The following is a 16,512-nucleotide window of genomic DNA, read 5'->3' as shown; positions in this document are numbered from 1 at the left end:
CTGGAAATTTACTTCAACAGTACGCTTTTTTACACCTGGAAAATTAAATGATTTATGGGTACACTTTGTCACTGGCAATTCCTTTTCTTTATTCGGCGTAGGTAACTGAATTATAAAGAATTATTTGGGAATTGCCACTACCTTCGTGCAATATTGGGGCTAGCTCTTTCGGTTAGCATTCATTGAGGGCAGGAAATTACTGGAATGTCATAAACTTTTACATCGCATCGCTAGGATAAGAAGCCTTGCAACTGAGGTGGAGTAAGTTAATGACTCATCAAGTAATCGTTGAAAGAAAAGATACACTTCCACGCATTGACACACACGCACCATTTAATAGATTGTCGGTATTGTGATGCTGACACTCTATTTGTGGATAGGCGCAAGCATTCTGAGCTTTTTCTCGAATATGCCCGAGATCCTGAGAAATGACTGGTCATCCATCACCGAGCATATTGACACTTGACAAATTAGCGTCTTATCTATAATGAGCCTCAAAGACTGCACTTCTATTCATGCCAGGACACTGCGATCCAGAGATCAGTCATTGATTTGGAATCAAAATAAAGTTTTAACTCTCCAATAGGTTTTTCAGGTAGATTCAAATTCTTGAAATTGCCAACAAACAATTCTCCCAAAGCTCTATCCTTATTGAGAGAATCTTTCTTTACATCAGTGGCTTCAGCCTTGTCAGCAATTTCCAGACTGGTTTCTGAGCTTCGAACTAGCAAATCAATTCGCGATACTTTGTTCAATCGACCTTGGCTCCACGAAGGGTAGTGTTCTTCTCGCAATTTGAGCGCTAAAGCATAGCGTTGATTCCGTATCATAGGCTGATTTTGGAATGCTGCCCACTCAGTCGGGAACTCATGACGTACGGAAAAGAGGCGAACCGATCCCACTGATTGAGCGCTCTTGATAAGTTCTTTAACATGCCCCTGCGCACCTTTTCGCAGCAAGGCACCACCTTCACGAGCTGTGTAACGAACATGAAAAATAACATCACTAATTGTGTCATAGTCAAACTGTGTCGGATCATGTTTGCTGGGATCGGCAGGTAGTTGCAGTTGCAATTCACTGATCACGCCAGAATTTTCGAAAGGTAGATAGCGTTCATCGCGGAGATTGGTTTCGAACAAGCCACTATCATTCTGAGCAGAACTGGTGACGATGGACTGCAAACTGCCGAAGTTGTCACTGAAGCGGTCGTCCTCCGTATCGGTTCGAGCATACTGATCTCCTACTACAGGCGTTTTGCGGATGCTGCTTTTGAGCAAAGTCAGCGTACAATTGACGCTGGCGTAAGGTCCGATCACGCACGGAATACTCACTGCCATCGTCTTGATACGACGAAAATAATGACCTGGGTTGTCCATATCGAATAAAGATTCCGGCAGTCGCGCTGTGCAGCGACCTGTGGTGCGCAGTTGAATCAATGCCAACGGGTCTATCTGGAGCAGGCTAATGTGTTTGGTCAGTTCGTATTCGCGCTGATTCAGTTCATGATAAGCCATCTCCATGCGTTTGATATCCATATAGAGCTTCTCACCAGCCAGCAAACCTTCCTTGCCCGCCAGATAGCCGAACTGGAGAAAACTGAGTTGAGGATTACCCAGCTCATGCTGTAAAGCACGCTCAGCCTTCTTTGCAATATCAAAGGCAAACTGAAGACATTGTGAATACAGCCCTTTTACCTCGCGCTTCATCCAGGTGTAGAGTGCTCTGTTGGTTTTCTTGCCATTCTTCTCAGTGGCTTCTTCGTTCAGAAAGCGCTCGATCTCCTCGGCATGCTGTATCTGTTGGCGGTGATTTCTGAGCTCCAACTCGGCAACGGCCTCACGGATCTCAGCAGCACGCAATTGCTTAAAAATCTGGTTAATTTCACCAACGGCCAGGTTGCTCTGAAAGGCCCAGTCTTGTTCACGGCGGGCGTAACCGCCGATTCGAGCGGCCTTATTTGCCTCATAGGAATTTCGACCTGCCGTCCTCGCCGATGCATCCGCTGCTAAGGATAGCTGAGTAGATAAAGCGCGACCACCAAACTGAAGTGCAGCACCAACGCCCATCGGTTGAGCCTGTGCACCAAGTTCGGGAATAAGGCTGAGGAATTTGGCAATCATGTTAAGATTAGCACCTTCTTCCTGCAGTTTTTGCGCCTTTTCTAGTCGAAGAAATTCATCTTGCTCATAACTGCTGATAATCTTGCCGCCCGATTCACCGAGATCCCGCGCAATGTCCACCTCAATCTCCCGCAGCGCCATCGACGGTTCCTGGATTGTAAAATTCATCATTTCCAAACTTTCTTTATCGAGTTCACCAAGCTCGGGAATAGCGTTTTCAATCTCATCGGGATTTTTACCGAGCTGTCGTTCGTAATAGGTGTAGCGCTGCACGGCCAGAGCCAGTGATTGCAGCAAGCTTTCCCTCGACTTGATTACCTCCTGAAGCTGACCATATTTCACATGCTCGACCATTTCCATCACCACACGTTCGTGTCTGGCGCGTAGAATTGCCATCGCCTCGCCATCTTCCTTCTCCATGGCTGAGAGCAGATTGCTGCCCAGTGATTTGACTTCCTGAACGATCTCAGCAGCTTTCTGTACCAGCAATTGAAATCGCACCAGTGGTAATGGCTGGTTGAACCCATTGACGATGGCACCCACATCCAGTCCGGCAGCGGCTGCACGTGCTAGCATGGCAGGATCGATTGGTGGCTCGAACAGCGCCAACTGGCGGAACACACCCTGGAAGTTGAGGCTGTTACGGATCTTGAACAGTCGGTCGGCAACGGTATTCCAATAACTTAACAGCTTATCGTTGCGCGGTACGCAGAAGTAGAGCGCTTTGCCCAGGCTACGCAGCGTCGCCAGCCGATCGTTGCTCTCGGAATCAATGGTCGGAAATGGTCCCAGATCAAAGGGTATAGCTGTTTCCATATCTCGAATTACAGTACCGAACTTGCTGAGATCCCGCCGCAAATTGTCATAGGTCTGAGGGCGAACGTTACCTTTCTTGGGTACGGGCAATGGTCGCGGACCAAGAATGTTGGCAGCCAGCACATACAATTGCAGTGCTTCGTCAATAGCCTCTCCGGTCTCCTGGCGGAACAGGGAATCTCCCCAGGCGATCAAGTTGTCAAGATAAGCCATTGCCGTCTTGAACATATAGGACTGCTGCCGATAGCGTGCGATTACATGCGGACGGAAGGGTGCGTCCTTCCAAGCTTCGATACTATGGATGGTTTCGTTGCGCAGATCCGGATCGGCGTTGGTGACAAGATTGACCAAAATTTCTTCGATTTTCTTGACATCTGTCGTGTGGAACGGCCGTACTTTCCAAAAACGCTCCGGCGTTGGGCCGTCACTGTCATCAGTCGGATCGAAAATATAGTGAAACCAGCGCTGTGCTTCGGCAAAACGCTGATTCTTGCTCAGGTGGATCGCAATCGTGATCGGCACATGAAAAAATAACTCCCAGTTATAAGTGGCATACGCACCGCTGGAGGTGAAATCGAGATCTTTTACCGGGTAGGGCTGCTGCACCAATGTCGCATCAGGACTGTAGGCAGCATCAAAAAAATCTGTGAAAAGTACAGGACGTGGTCTGCTGCTGAGAAGTGTGGCTTGAGTATTCGCCGGGAGCGTAAGCTGAGTGCCGCCGGCAAGGTTCATCGGAGTTCCTGCGGGTACCGTTACCTGCAAACCATCATGAAAGGTAAGGCGTGTTACTGCGCTTAAGGTAATCTTCGTATTGTCAGAAACAATCACTCTACTGTTTGCTGGCGGTATGAACGGAGTCGGAGTATCTGCAGAGGGTGTTTTAATGCCATCCACAAGTGTCACCTTCAGCCCATCAGACACTGTAGCGCGGACGGCACTAGTAAGCCTGGTTTCCATGCCAGCAGTAAGCTCAATGGAGGCGCCGCCAGACGTTGCCTGCACATTCTCAAGCAAGGTAATTCTTGAGCTGGCGGGGATCATCAGATTTATGTTGCTATTAACAGCTATTCTGATACTGCCTGGCAGTGACGTACCATCTGTTTCGTATTCTGTATCGGCTGCCTGCAGTCCGGCGATGCTCTTGCTTAGCAACCGTTGCATCAACTGCTGGATATAGGGATGCTGGTGCAGATGGAAGCGATAGTTAACCTCGCGTTCTTGGATAAGAATATATTTAGTCCCTTTAGATTCTATGGTACGACCCTGCCGAAAAACAAGCTCTGTATCAGGAGTTCCATGGAAGTATTCGGCTGGCATTTTATAGTTCATGATCTTTTCCCCTTATCTCAGTGCTTGTTGTTTCTGAAAGTAGACATACTGGCACCCAATCCTGTTTGAATGGATTCGCTGAGATTTTTCTCGAGCGCCGAGTTGAAGCCAGCACCACCTACTACATTCATTCCACCTGTCATTTGGATTAAACCACTTTGCTCAAAAGTTTGAGCATCCGCCATAACAACTTTACCTGATGCGAGACCGCTACCCGGGTTAATATTGACTTGTGTACCAGCCGTAATAGCCCCTGTGGTTTGTTCAATCAATATTTGCAGTCCTGACTGACCTGCTGGTCCAATCAATGTCTTGTCAAATTGCAGTACGGTGCCAGAATTCGTCATCCAGTCCTGGTTTCGTCTTGTATTAGTAACGAGCGATGCTTTATCAATAGCAAGATCCGTCCATAGATCTTTCAGGTTGGGCAAACGTAGTGTAGGCGCTACTGCAACCGGTTCGATCTCAGTCATTATCAGCCCTGGTTCAAACCGTGGGGCATGCGCAACCCATTCCTGCCATTCCTCTATTGTCCGTTCGGTCACGCTGGGCTCGATAAAAAACGTGTGTTGGTTATCCTGATAGAAAACCGGCTTGATGAGCGAAGCGATATCGTCAATGTCAGAAAAACCCAATGCTGTGAGGTTGTTGTTACACGGCAGGAGCGTGTAACCGCCGGATTGGCCCTGCTGCAGAATGTCCGGATTCTCTTCCGAAAGCCTCTTGCTCAGTTCGTTAGTAATCTTCGCATGGAAGCTGACCTTGAGTTCGCCGGCGCCGGAATAGCGAGTGGCACGTGGTGTGCTAGCACTGAACACGTTCTGAGGTGAAGCTTGATAGCTGCCCTGCACCGGTGCGCTGTTGCGTCCGGCCACATAAAAACTGTGCTGGAAATTCTCCGGCCCATTTAGATGAACAAACAGTCCGCGTTCTTGGCCATCGTTATCGTAGGTTTCCTTTGAAATGTGTATGAATACCCTTCTTAGGTCGAAACTAGATGAGAAAGGGCTCGGAATAATGTCAACATAACCACCATAAAACCACAAAAAAAGCTGAAAACTTACTGTAAAAAACTGACTCGACTGGTATGTACTCCACTCACCTTGCAAATACTCGCTCCAGTGCAGTTGTACTTCGATATTCTTATTTGCGGCCATCCCTAACATACTGCTGACTGCATTACCCAGCGTTAAATTTGTTAGTCGCGTATCTGCGTCTGCGATTGGCAGCGGATTCTCGATCGGCTTATCCATGAACGTGACCCAGAACAGGTATAACCGGTCACGCCATATTACCGGTGCCAGATGGTCGCCTGTAACTTCGGCGGTTACCGGCTCCCAGGGTGTCCACATCTGGTGAGCGTAGCGGCGATAGAAGTACTGATGCGGCTGGTTGTGGGTACGGCCGAAGACGTGCAGGGTTCGCCGAGCGGGATCAGCGTTATCCTCGATGTGCATGGCGACGATGTCCAGCCGTGCAAGTTCATCCAGCTTTTTCAGGTAATTGAGAAAAGCGTCCTCGACCAGATCGCTGGAGACATCCCCTTGCAGCAGCGCGCCTTCAAGTTCGGTGAACAAGTGCGTCTTGTCATCACGGAACTCGGGTTCCAACCAGTTCTCCGGAAAGAGAAAGATCTTGCGGTTGGCTTCCCACACGCGGTAGCGTTTCATCCATTCCCAATGCTGGGAGTTGATAGTTGAAGGCTGAACCTTCGGTTCCAGGTTGAGCAAGCAGCGCTGGATAAACAATTGCACCGACGAGATGGCCAGACGAATACGCGAGGTCTGTACCACCGGTTCCATTCCGGGATCAATCAAAAAGTATTCGTAGAGCTTTTCCAGTGTGTTGATGTGCGCCGTTCCGGGTTTTGTGCGCAATTGCTGCAACACATGCGACACCAGCGCATCCCGTTGGCGCTGGCGCAGCCTGTCGAAAATCGGCTGAGCCACACGCTGCCAAGTTTCCGGCTCGAAGCGTGCTTTGATTGCTTCCTTCAGATCACGGGCGATCTCGAAGCGTTCGGCGGCCAGCGTGCTGCTCTGAACAATGCCGGTCCATTTCACGAGCGCCGCAGGCGCTACACCGAAGCGATCCACCACCTGCAACGCCTGCCATAGGCGCCGCAAAGAGATCTCATTCGCAAAAGTGGGTGTGATGAACAGGGCTTCGGCGGTGGTCGCGATGGTTGCCTCGTCGCGGCGCGTCAGCTTGGCAATCAGTGGATAGACTTGCTTTTCCAGCCGATCCGGGGATGTTATCGCGTTGGCCTCGAATACCTCGATCAAGTCATCCGTCCCGTTCGCCAGGTCACGCTTAAGCCGGGCATAGGCGACAAGCCGCCGGTACTGTTCGAAGCGCTTCGTCGCAGCTTCTCGATCGGCAGGCGTATCGCCGACGATCCCGGTGGGCAGTTCGCTCAGGCTGACGCCGTCAAAATCAGCGGAATTGATCAGCAAATAGCGGACCTCATGTTCATTCAAGCCCAGACTCTGTACGACTTGCAGTGCCTTGTTCAGCAACATTGCTGCGCGCTCTGCCGCATCGAAAGCATTGGCGGGGTAGAGCGCCAATTGCGATAACGGTCCCTTAGGCATGATCTCACCTTGCACCAGCAGCCTTGCATCGCTGCCGTTTAGATGCTTCAAATCGAGCACAAAACGATAGAGCGTACCTGCCTTGAGTTCCAGGAATTCGTTCGGATTTTCACCGAGCGTGGCAAAGTCGACAGCGGCTTTGCCCTTCAGAAATACAGGTTCCATCAGGTGTGAAAGTCGTAACTCTGCCTCGGCGTTCTGCCTGTCGAGTTGGATCGTCAAGCGGTAAGCACCTGGTACAGGTACCTCCAAGTAGCCTTCAAGGCGCGCACTGTTCGCGCCTGCCGGCTTAAGTGGGTTGCCATCGCCGCCTCTGATGCCAGTGTTAGCTTCGGCCAGTACGATCACGGGTAAAGCCTCACCAGTGGCATCTGCTGAAGTCCAGAACGTCGCCGTCAGGCCACGCTCTGCGGTCGCTGCAAGCGCATCCAGCAACGGCCCGGTATTCACTAGTAGCAGCCGTCCATCAGTCAACAGGCTCTCCACGAGGGTCGCATCGGCTCCCGTCTGCGCGGTCATCGTCTGAACGATGAACTGTCGGATCAGCCGCCGTTGCAGAACGGGCAGAAAGGCTTGCGCAATTCGATGGCGACGTGTCTGCAACATCTCCTGGTTTTCCTTTTCGATCTTCGCATTTTCTTCCAGCTTGGCTTTAACTACTTCGATATCATCCTCTGTCAAGATTTCTTTCAATGACGTCAATGGGGAGAAGAGTCCGCCGACATCAGCGAAATCATCCTCTTCTAGAAATCCCGCCTCACCATCCAACCGCAGCTTTTGCTTCTTGAGATGATTATCAAAGAAGTCCCGGGCGTTCTTCTTGACGCTATCCAGTAAGTCGGCGAATACCGATTTCTGCTCCCCTGTCAGCACTGTATCGAATGAGGCCCGCATCGTTCCTATTGCAGGATCGAACAGCACGCCCCGGACAGTCAGCTTTTGCTCCTTGTACGGGATCTCTTTGTAGCTGACTTCGTGGATTCGTTCTTCGGAGACAAACATCCCAGGGTTGAGTCTGCCCGCCTCATTCACGCCACTTTTTGTTGACGTAAATTCAACCGTGGTGTTCACCATCCCGAGAAGACGCTCAGTAGTATCAGACGGCAGTATGAGGCCCAGCTTTTGCCGCAGCACCTCTTCGCTCAGTACGTCTGGGTCCTCTGGCACCGCGTGTTCGGCTCGGATGGTGCGGGCGCTTTCGGCCAGCGTCTTCAGCAGGGCCAGCGTACTTTCATGGTTGGGCCGATACTTGCCGGTCTCGTCGAAGCGATGGCGCAGCAGGTAGTCCAAATCTTCGATCTTCAGTCCGCTCTCCTTGACTTCTTCGACGACCTTAGCGAACTCCAGGGTTTGCGAGAACGGATGATCCTGTTCGAGAGTGGCTAGCGGATCGGGATGCAAGGCTTTGAACGGGTCGAGCCCGGAGAGCTGCTTGAGTGCGATCAGCTCACGCACAGCCAACTTGAGCGCCTTAGCCAGCAAACCATGGTGGTACAACAACGACACGTTTGTCAGTGACAGCGCGGCGGTATTAAGCGACTTACCAGCATCAATGAGGATATGTTCGATTTCATCCGCCGTGAGGCCGAGTGCGCCCTGCAAGGTAAGGATGTTGGTACGCAGTGAGACATTGCCTGTAGCCGGATTCTCAGGTTGGCTAAAATCCCAGTAAAACGGCTTGTATTCATTCGCTGCATTGTCGAAATACTGAAGATATTGCCCCAATGGATGGTCGAAAACTGGCGCACTTTTGAGAACGCTACGTGTGAGAAAAAGTTGCGCATAAAGGGGCTGTTTGCCGGTCGTGGCAATGTCCGACCAGAACGTAAGCAGCATGAGGCGATTCTGTTTATCGACTTTCAGATTTTCATCGAGCGCCTTGAAGTGAGCCAGATAAACTAGCGCGGTATGCAGCGGCCGCTGGGTCAGGTGGGCAGCATCGAATGGAGCACTCTTCGGGATGAAAGCTTGCAGCGCACGGTCCATTTCCTCGATACTCCAGCCGAGCTTGCGCCATAGGCGCACGAAGAGGTTGATGCGCAGGAAGATAATCGGATCAGCCTTGTGATCCTCAGCATCGGCATAGCGCAGCGTAGTCTGATCGAAATCGCACCCGGCGTTCGGGTCAGCCAGAACCAGGATGCGATCGAATGGGATCTTCTGGATGGCAGTTTCCAGATCGTCCAGCAGGATCTTGAATTCCTCTGACAGACCTTCGAGTCGCTTCTCGAGCGCGTCCAGTTCATTGACGATGTGCCAGCCGGTGAATGCCGTGTCCGACACTTTATTTGCCAGCTCGTCAAAGCGAAGTTGATCGGCAGGTTGTAACGTGTCACGCTCCTTGCTGATCAAGTCCTTGTTCTGTTTATAGAATGCTCTGTGATCGATGTAGAGTCGAGCGTCACCGACACTGATGCCTAACTTGTAGAGGACCGAGAGTGTCGACAATTGTGGATTAACGAACCCGGTCTGTACGATATCCACAATCTCCTTATACGTGATGCCGAGGCGTCGCGAAAGCGCCTTGGCAGAGTTTATATCAATACGCTGCCCAGTCTCGTCGGTTGCTTCGGCCCTCGCTTCCTCGTCAGATGTGAAACCGTATAATTCATACCATTTAGCCAGTGGATCGTCATCGATAAAAATCGCTACTTCAGCGGGTAAGAATCCGAGCGACTCCATGAAGATCGCCGAGCGGTCGAAGAGTTGCTCCGGTGCGAACAGATTGTCACTGGAACGGAACACCTCAAGTACATAATGCAACGGCGTTTCGAAATAGTTGCAGAACTGACGCACAGTCTCGATCCAGAGGTCGAATGGCAGATTGAGTGGATAACGCCCCTCACGCAGCATGTCGTAGGCCTCACGTATCACGTTCTGCGGTTCGGCCAGCAGTTCCGCCGTAGTCGCCTCACCGGTATCGTGCGCGGTATCTTCTGCCAGCTTGCCATGGGCAACGTAGTATTCGAGAACCTCATTGACAATGTCGATATATGGCAATGCGGTATGGGTATTCTCGCAGGTCAGCGGAATGTGCGGAATATCCGGTCGCCTTTCGACGAGGACATCATACGGCAACGGCATATCCGGTCGCCCACTCGTGTTTCCCCATTCCTCTAGAGATTGCAATAGATCCACCAGATAGGCCGCAGGACTTAGCACTGAACGACAATGTTCACACTCGCAGAAGTCCATTGAGCCAAACAGCGATTCCATTGTCGGGAACTGTTTGATCAATTCGTTCTTGACGCTTTCTCGGACCTGCACTGGTGCTGATATCCCGGCGACAGGTGAATCACTTTCAAGTTTCTTGACAATGGCGAACAAGTTGTAGGTGACGCTGCTGACCTGCTTGGCTTTGCGGCTGACCAAAGCGGCTAAACCCGGAGGAGCTGACTTATTGTAAATCTCCGAATAAGTTGCATTAAACAGAGTTATGAACTGCGCTTCTGTATACGCCATCACATCGAATGCAGAAGTTATATTCAAGGATATAAGAACTGGCATCGCCTCGTCGCTGGGGGTGATCTGGTAGACACGCTGTAACGTTTGCAACTGCTGTTGCGCGGCTTGAGCGTCGTGGTTCGCCATGCCTGCCGTGATGTCTGGATTTGCTCTGAAAAATGCCGCTATTGGCGTCTCGCCCAAGCGAAACCCCCGTATCACAGCATTCTTCAGCAATGTGACAGTAGAGTCATGTGCTGTAGGCAGTTTGTATTTCTCATCACTTTCAATCAGCCGACCTACCACTTGAGTGGGATAACTCAGCCGTATTTTGCGTGCCATGTCTTCTGTGTAAGCATGCAGGCGATCGTCTACTTTCTCAGCGACATAAGCAACAGGGATCAGCTTCTCGAGTTTTTGCTCGTCTGCATCGGTCAGATTAGTAAGCCGGTCTATTGGGATCTCCGCTTGCTCAAATACCTCTGTAACCCATGTTTCAGCACGATGATAATCCCGTTCCACCAATTGTATGGGATCGCTAATTTGCTTTTGCAGTAGGCGAGCGGTCATTGCTTCGCTGTTTCCGGCAAGAAACGCAAGTTTGCCCTGCAATTGCAATCTGCCAATCTGTGTCTCGTCCAATCCGGCGTTACGGGCTTTTTCCCATAGTTGGATTGCATCACCACGATGGCTGAGATAGATAGCAACAAATTTATTCTGAACATCTTGAGACAAACCGGAAGCCTTGAGCAAATCGGTGTAGGTCGAGTTTGATCCTGGCGCAGGGATGTTCAAACGCACTGTGTTAGCGAAATTGGAGAAATGTTGCTTAAATTGCTCTATCTGTAGATCGGTGAGTTCTACGATACCCGCATCACGCGCCTTGGTGAGTGCCTGCACAGCTACATCTGGTTCTACCTGGGCCAGCAGCAACTTATCCGAGGGCAAACCCACTCGTAGCAAGCCGTATAACGGTTCTTGCGGCAGCTTCACATCCACTTCGGCTGCAAGTCGTTCGGTCATGGCGGCCAGTGCAATGAGTCGTGCATCCCAACCAGTAGCCCGGTTCAGCACAGTAAGATCCTGACGTCCCTCGTCTTCCTTTGCCTGGGCCAATGCTGTCACCTGGCCAACATGGGGTGTAAGGTCGGCTACCAGACGGTGGTATTCTGCGGCTAGTGGTTGTAAATTGCCGGGCGCAACCAGATTCAACACCACCCGTGATTCATGACTGAGATTATTCAGTGGCTTGGAAAGCGGAACCTCTCTGTTTGAGTTGTCGACAGCACGCACCTCAAGACTCAGTATCTGACCACCTGCATCATAGGTAAAGGCATACTGGCCACCCGCCAAAGTGCTCGTCTCAGCCAGCAGCGTGATCTTATCACCGAAATCGCGGCGGTACAGGCGTAGCTTCAGTTTGTTGGCAGGCATGCCGTGCTCCAGCATGATAATGCCTTCGATTCGCTGTTCAGTAACCACCTTCACAGCAATCGGTATTACGAGGTCGACGATTTCCAGTGGCCTCGCATTACGAATAATGTTAGAGGATTGCAGCGCTTTGCCGTCTTCATTGGTGACTGTTACATGCAGATGAGTAGCCTTCACTTCCGGTAATGACTTGTAACGAATGGTATACAGGCCCTGTGCATTGGTAATACCCTCGCCCAACTGGACTAGTCCCTGCTTCATCTTATGTGCGGCATACACTCGCAGATCTTGCAGAAGCAGGCCATCCTCACGCTGAACCTTCCCGCTGACAACGAAAACTTCGCAATTGGATTCAGGCATGGTTACAAGAATTTCCACTTTCTGATCTCCAGATTGCAGCGATTTAATTGTGCTGCTCGTATTTAAGGATTGGCCATTCTGACTAACTATAAAGACGACCTCTACTTGCTGATCGGCAGGAAGTTTGCTAAAAAGCGATTCATCAAAAGGAATATTGATAACACCTTGTTCATCAGTAACACCGGATCGAGTCAGTAACGTAACATTGTTCGCACGAAACTGAGCTTCTACCTGTAGGTTGGATAATACAGCACCAGTTGCTTGACTCTTACAGATTCCGGTCAGGGTGAAGGTCCTAGGCTGAATTTTCTCGACTTTCAGATTTATCTTTTCTTCTAATTTAGCAACCTGCTTGCGATTTTCAGCGATGACTACACCTTGTGGATTGAATAGTTGGATGATCAGATCGGGACTGTTTCTGCCATCTGACTGCCACGTATAGGTAATTTGGTAGATACTGTTCGGTTCAACCTGCGCCTTTCCTAGTAAACTTAACTCACCTTTGGTGTTCTTATCAAAGGCGTGCACGATATAGCCCTTATCGGCTAAGGACGTGTTATCAGACCAAAGCACTTGTCCGATAATCTTGTAGGCTGGCGGTTGTTGGGTATCTGGAACAATAGTGACAGAGCCAATCCCTAACGCTTTGAGTTGGTTATCAAGTTGATCTGCTTGGTTTTGAGTCAACTTTTCGATGGTTAAGCCACGCTTCCAGATTATCTCTTCAAAGTGGTTGGGTGAATTTGGAACCGCTTCGATCAATCGAAGTAGGCTCTTATCATTTTCAATACCGATTTTTACCGTGTTGCCAGCAATGGTGAAATTTGTATATTTAAGCTTGCTAAGGAGTTGCTTCATTGCTTCAATTTCAGCGGTATCCAGCTTCTCAAGCAAAACACCGTTGCTCGTCATATGCTGCCAGAGCTGTTCAACACGTGGAACAACAAAAAGAAACTTATTGAAAATATCTGATCTATTGTTCGTCGGTAAAAACTGGATAGTTGCTTTCATATTGCATCTCCTTATGTATTAATCCTTGCGGATTTTGGCTTCTTGCCATTTGGTGAAGGCTGTGTACAGCTTCCATTCAACGGAACCCGTTCCGGTTCCGTCTTACGTCAATTCACCACGCCAAACAAACCTTCACATCCACTGTACAATCCGTAAAGTCACAACGACTTCAATCGTTGATTGAACTCATCTACCGTTAAATTTGCTTGACGCAATATTGCCCGTGGCATCTCCTCGATCCAGTAGCTTGTAATCCAGAACGACCACTTGGGCAAAGGGATCATCTACGCCGCAAAATGATATGGCTGCCATGTTGTCGTTTCTGATAAAACCCAAAGCCATTCAATACCCGGACACGATCCCTTCCCCAAATTTGCGGTAACTTGCTCACACAGCAACCACTATCGCATCCAACCGATCTTCAGGCACAGGCAATCCATCCTCTTGTAAAGTCAAGATATAGCCTTCAATCGCTTGTTTGATGTTGCTCAATGCTTCTTCCTTATCTCTGCCCTGGGAAATACAACCAGGCAGGCTCGGGCATTCGGCTACCCAGGATTCATCTTCCCCGCGATACAATAAAACTTGCCTCATCGTTTCATCCTCATTCACACCATTTCTATATTATTCATTTCATACGACGGAACCCGTTCCGGTTCCGTCTTACCAGCTTACCCACCGTCATACGGGCCATATTCCCTGTATTGCGCTACAATAGTTAAAATCATCACAGTCAAATTGGAGAAAACATGCGTGCAAAAGTAACCAAACAGGGAGTGCTGATCCCCAAGCAATGGCTTGAAGGTATCAATGTGGTTGAAATTCGCCAGGAACGAACCCGCATTGTGATTGAACCTGCCGACATGGTAGATCCGATTCTCCAACTTGGCACTGAACCAATCGTAGCCGATGTTGATGATGCTTCGATTCACCATGATCACTATCTCACCTCACAATGACACCGGTATTCATCGATACCAGTTATTTGCTCGCACTCGAACTTGCCAACGACCAGCATCACGGTGTGGCACTTGAACATTGGAAACAAGTCATAAAATCTCCGCTGCAGCTGGTCACGACATCCTATGTCTTCGATGAAGTCGTCACGTTCTTCAATTGTCGTGGATATCACACCAAAGCCATTGAAATCGGTAATAGACTCCTGCACAGCCCATCCGTAAACATGACTCATATCGATGAAGCGCTCTTTTATGAAGGCTGGCTCTGCTTTCAACAAAACCAGGACAAAGACTATTCCCTGACCGTCTGCATCTCGTTTGTTGTCATGCGCAGACACATACACCTTTGATCGCCATTTTGTGCAAGCGCAATTTCGCAGTGAGCCTGATTTATCAACCCTATAAACACCCTTTTTCAGTAGATAAGTTATACGCACCACAAACACTCACGGGGTGAATGCCAATAGGCGATCCACCAAACGGGATGCCCGCAGGGTGATCCGCCAATAAAGCCAAAGAAACAACACCTCGTCACCTCAACCTGGGTATATCCAGGATCAGAAATCTCAAGCTGTCACAGGAGTGAGCGTGAAAACTCGTCCCAATCGGGCGGCGGATTCAAGGTCACCACGATGGAGTGCAGCACGGACATCATCCAGCTTATAAGCATCCTCAAGCGATAAGTAAGGTGACCAGCCTTCTCCTGTATCAATGAGTTCGACCTCAATCTCAACAATGTACTGACCTTCACGCACGAGTTTCTTACGACGGTATTTGTTCATCGTTTCCTCCTCAAAAAATCGTTTGCCCATTTATCTGGATCGGGCCGGTAAGCGGTAACCACCACAGCAGGTGAATCAGCATTTTGTGGCATCCCCCAAACGACATGGATTGGCATGCCGTCACCATCTTTTTGCAATACCAAAACACAAGGGCCTTTTGGATAATCAGGGTAATCTTCAATCACTATCGCTTCGTGGATCCCTGCAATAATTTCTCTAGCAAAAATATTATCTTCCGAGAGTTCGTCATAGCCATGATCAGATATGCGGGTTTCACCGCTTTCGACCAATATCAAAATCCGCTGCAATGTTTTACTCATACCCTTGTATAACTTTTAAATGATTTTTCATATCTTGTGGGGCTTCATCGTTTCGATACTATCCTATATAATGAGTTTGTTTTTCCACCGTTAATTCCATGATTGAAGAAGGTAATCCGATGAAAACTGCCGATCTCACTGTTGATGAATTGCAAGCATTGATCAGGAAAGTTGTGCATGAAGAATTACGAAACATCATGACTGACCCAGACAAATATCTCGAAATAACTGATGAAATCAAAGCAAGGCTTGAGCTATCCCTGGACTCTTCTGAACGAATCACATTCCAGGAAGTAAAAGACAGGTTAAAGCTTGCTTGAATTATCAAATCCAATTCACACCTCAAGCGCTTGAGGATCTCTCTCAACTCGATGCTCCTGTTGCAAAAAGGATTGTAGAAAAGATCCAATGGCTTGCGGAACACTACGATCAGATCGAACCTGAGACTCTGACTGGCACTTTCTCGCATTTGTACAAGCTGCGGGTTGGTCACTGGCGTATCTTGTACACAAGCGATTTGGAGCAGTGCCATATTACGATTCATGTGGTTGCTCACCGCAGCAAAGTATACAAATCCTGAATTCATCGCTCAGCCTTCTTTGATCTCATTGTTGACTCCGTTTGCTCTTTACCCCAATCTTCAGTTTTCATAAAATCTGGCTCGCCAGACCAGTCTGACGGATAAAATCCCTGCTTCACATAGCGATGAAAGCTGGAATAGGGCCAATCCTTCACTTGTTGCACATGACCATGCTTGACCGGATTCCAGTGCACGTAGTCGATATGCCGCGCATAATTGGTTTCGTCGCGGATGGTGTGTTCCCAGAACCGCCGCTGCCAGATGCCTCGTTCGCCTCTTTCAATTCGCACCTTTGAGCGTCTTTCTGTGCGCGGCAATGCTTGTGCGAAACGGATTTTGATCGCTTTCCAGCGATTGGAATAATCATCATCCCCTGGCGGTAAAGTCCAGACGCAATGCATATGATCAGGCAGCACCACCCAGGCATCGATATGAAACGGCCGATCCCGCCGCGTCGCCCGCACCGCCGCACGCAACGCATCCACATGCCGCACCAACAAATCCAACCGCCGCTCCAGCAAATTCACCGTAAAAAAATACGTCCCGCCCGGCACCCGAAACCGCCGATAATCCGGCATCCATCCCCCTTCTCATTCACCATACACACCACAATCATTTTCCGTTCCATCCGGAGAATCGATTTCACGTAGGGCGGATGCCCGTAGGGTGATCCGCCAGACAGGATGGCGTATGTTCATTTCCGCGGACAAGTTCCTCACAACGGAATCCAAACATATTTTTCATTCGGCGGAACCCATTTCAT

General features: G+C 49.5%; 12 protein-coding genes. 4 read left to right on the top strand and 8 right to left on the bottom strand.

What is annotated here, in order from left to right; all coding sequences use genetic code 11:
* Positions 1–509: 509 nt before the first annotated feature.
* The 4 genes from BM021_RS05600 to BM021_RS05585 all read right to left on the bottom strand — a co-directional run bounded on the left by BM021_RS05600 (position 510) and on the right by BM021_RS05585 (position 13,702).
* Positions 510–4,268, bottom strand: coding sequence for a Tc toxin subunit A-related protein (locus BM021_RS05600; RefSeq protein WP_218147821.1), 3,759 nt, complete (start codon positions 4,266–4,268; stop codon positions 510–512).
* Between the two features lie 17 nt (positions 4,269–4,285).
* Positions 4,286–13,108, bottom strand: coding sequence for a neuraminidase-like domain-containing protein (locus tag BM021_RS05595; RefSeq protein ID WP_090719733.1), 8,823 nt, complete (start codon positions 13,106–13,108; stop codon positions 4,286–4,288).
* A gap of 186 nt (positions 13,109–13,294) precedes the next feature.
* Positions 13,295–13,420, bottom strand: a complete 126-nt coding sequence (locus tag BM021_RS16025; protein ID WP_256207796.1) for a hypothetical protein — start codon at positions 13,418–13,420, stop codon at positions 13,295–13,297.
* Positions 13,421–13,495: 75 nt separating this feature from the next.
* Positions 13,496–13,702 carry a type II toxin-antitoxin system HicB family antitoxin gene (locus BM021_RS05585; RefSeq protein WP_090719731.1) on the bottom strand — a complete coding sequence of 69 codons (207 nt, stop codon included), beginning with the start codon at positions 13,700–13,702 and terminating at the stop codon, positions 13,496–13,498.
* Positions 13,703–13,857: 155 nt separating this feature from the next.
* Here BM021_RS05585 and BM021_RS05580 point away from each other — a divergent pair, with 155 nt between their 5' ends.
* Entirely contained in the window at positions 13,858–14,067 is a 210-nt protein-coding gene (locus BM021_RS05580) for an AbrB/MazE/SpoVT family DNA-binding domain-containing protein (protein ID WP_090719728.1), read from the top strand.
* Positions 14,064–14,417 (top strand): type II toxin-antitoxin system VapC family toxin, encoded by a 354-nt coding sequence (locus tag BM021_RS05575; RefSeq protein WP_218147820.1) that lies wholly within the window; start codon positions 14,064–14,066, stop codon positions 14,415–14,417. Before BM021_RS05580 ends, BM021_RS05575 begins: the two co-directional genes overlap by 4 nt.
* 216 nt (positions 14,418–14,633) lie before the next feature.
* Here the strand turns inward: BM021_RS05575 and BM021_RS05570 are convergent, their stop codons facing one another.
* Together BM021_RS05570 and BM021_RS05565 are read right to left on the bottom strand one after the other, a co-directional pair.
* Positions 14,634–14,849, bottom strand: a complete 216-nt coding sequence (locus tag BM021_RS05570; RefSeq protein ID WP_090719726.1) for a hypothetical protein — start codon at positions 14,847–14,849, stop codon at positions 14,634–14,636.
* Entirely contained in the window at positions 14,846–15,169 is a 324-nt protein-coding gene (locus BM021_RS05565; RefSeq protein WP_090719724.1) for a DUF4258 domain-containing protein, read from the bottom strand. Before BM021_RS05565 ends, BM021_RS05570 begins: the two co-directional genes overlap by 4 nt.
* Before the next feature lie 119 nt (positions 15,170–15,288).
* Between BM021_RS05565 and BM021_RS05560 the strand changes: the two genes are divergently transcribed.
* Together BM021_RS05560 and BM021_RS05555 are read left to right on the top strand one after the other, a co-directional pair.
* Positions 15,289–15,489, top strand: coding sequence for a hypothetical protein (locus BM021_RS05560; RefSeq protein WP_143074299.1), 201 nt, complete (start codon positions 15,289–15,291; stop codon positions 15,487–15,489).
* Positions 15,486–15,749, top strand: a complete 264-nt coding sequence (locus BM021_RS05555; protein WP_218147819.1) for a type II toxin-antitoxin system RelE family toxin — start codon at positions 15,486–15,488, stop codon at positions 15,747–15,749. Before BM021_RS05560 ends, BM021_RS05555 begins: the two co-directional genes overlap by 4 nt.
* A 2-nt stretch (positions 15,750–15,751) precedes the next feature.
* Here the strand turns inward: BM021_RS05555 and BM021_RS05550 are convergent, their stop codons facing one another.
* Both BM021_RS05550 and BM021_RS16020 read right to left on the bottom strand, forming a co-directional pair.
* The gene (locus BM021_RS05550) at positions 15,752–16,327 is read right to left on the bottom strand and encodes an REP-associated tyrosine transposase (protein ID WP_090719719.1); all 576 of its coding nucleotides are present in this window, start codon (positions 16,325–16,327) and stop codon (positions 15,752–15,754) included.
* Between the two features lie 12 nt (positions 16,328–16,339).
* Entirely contained in the window at positions 16,340–16,468 is a 129-nt protein-coding gene (locus tag BM021_RS16020; protein ID WP_256207795.1) for a hypothetical protein, read from the bottom strand.
* Between the last annotated feature and the right edge of the window lie 44 nt (positions 16,469–16,512).

This window comes from Nitrosomonas sp. Nm166, from assembly GCF_900112825.1.
In the GTDB taxonomy this organism is placed as follows: Bacteria; Pseudomonadota; Gammaproteobacteria; order Burkholderiales; family Nitrosomonadaceae; genus Nitrosomonas.
This window is presented reverse-complemented; position numbering and strand designations above follow the sequence as displayed.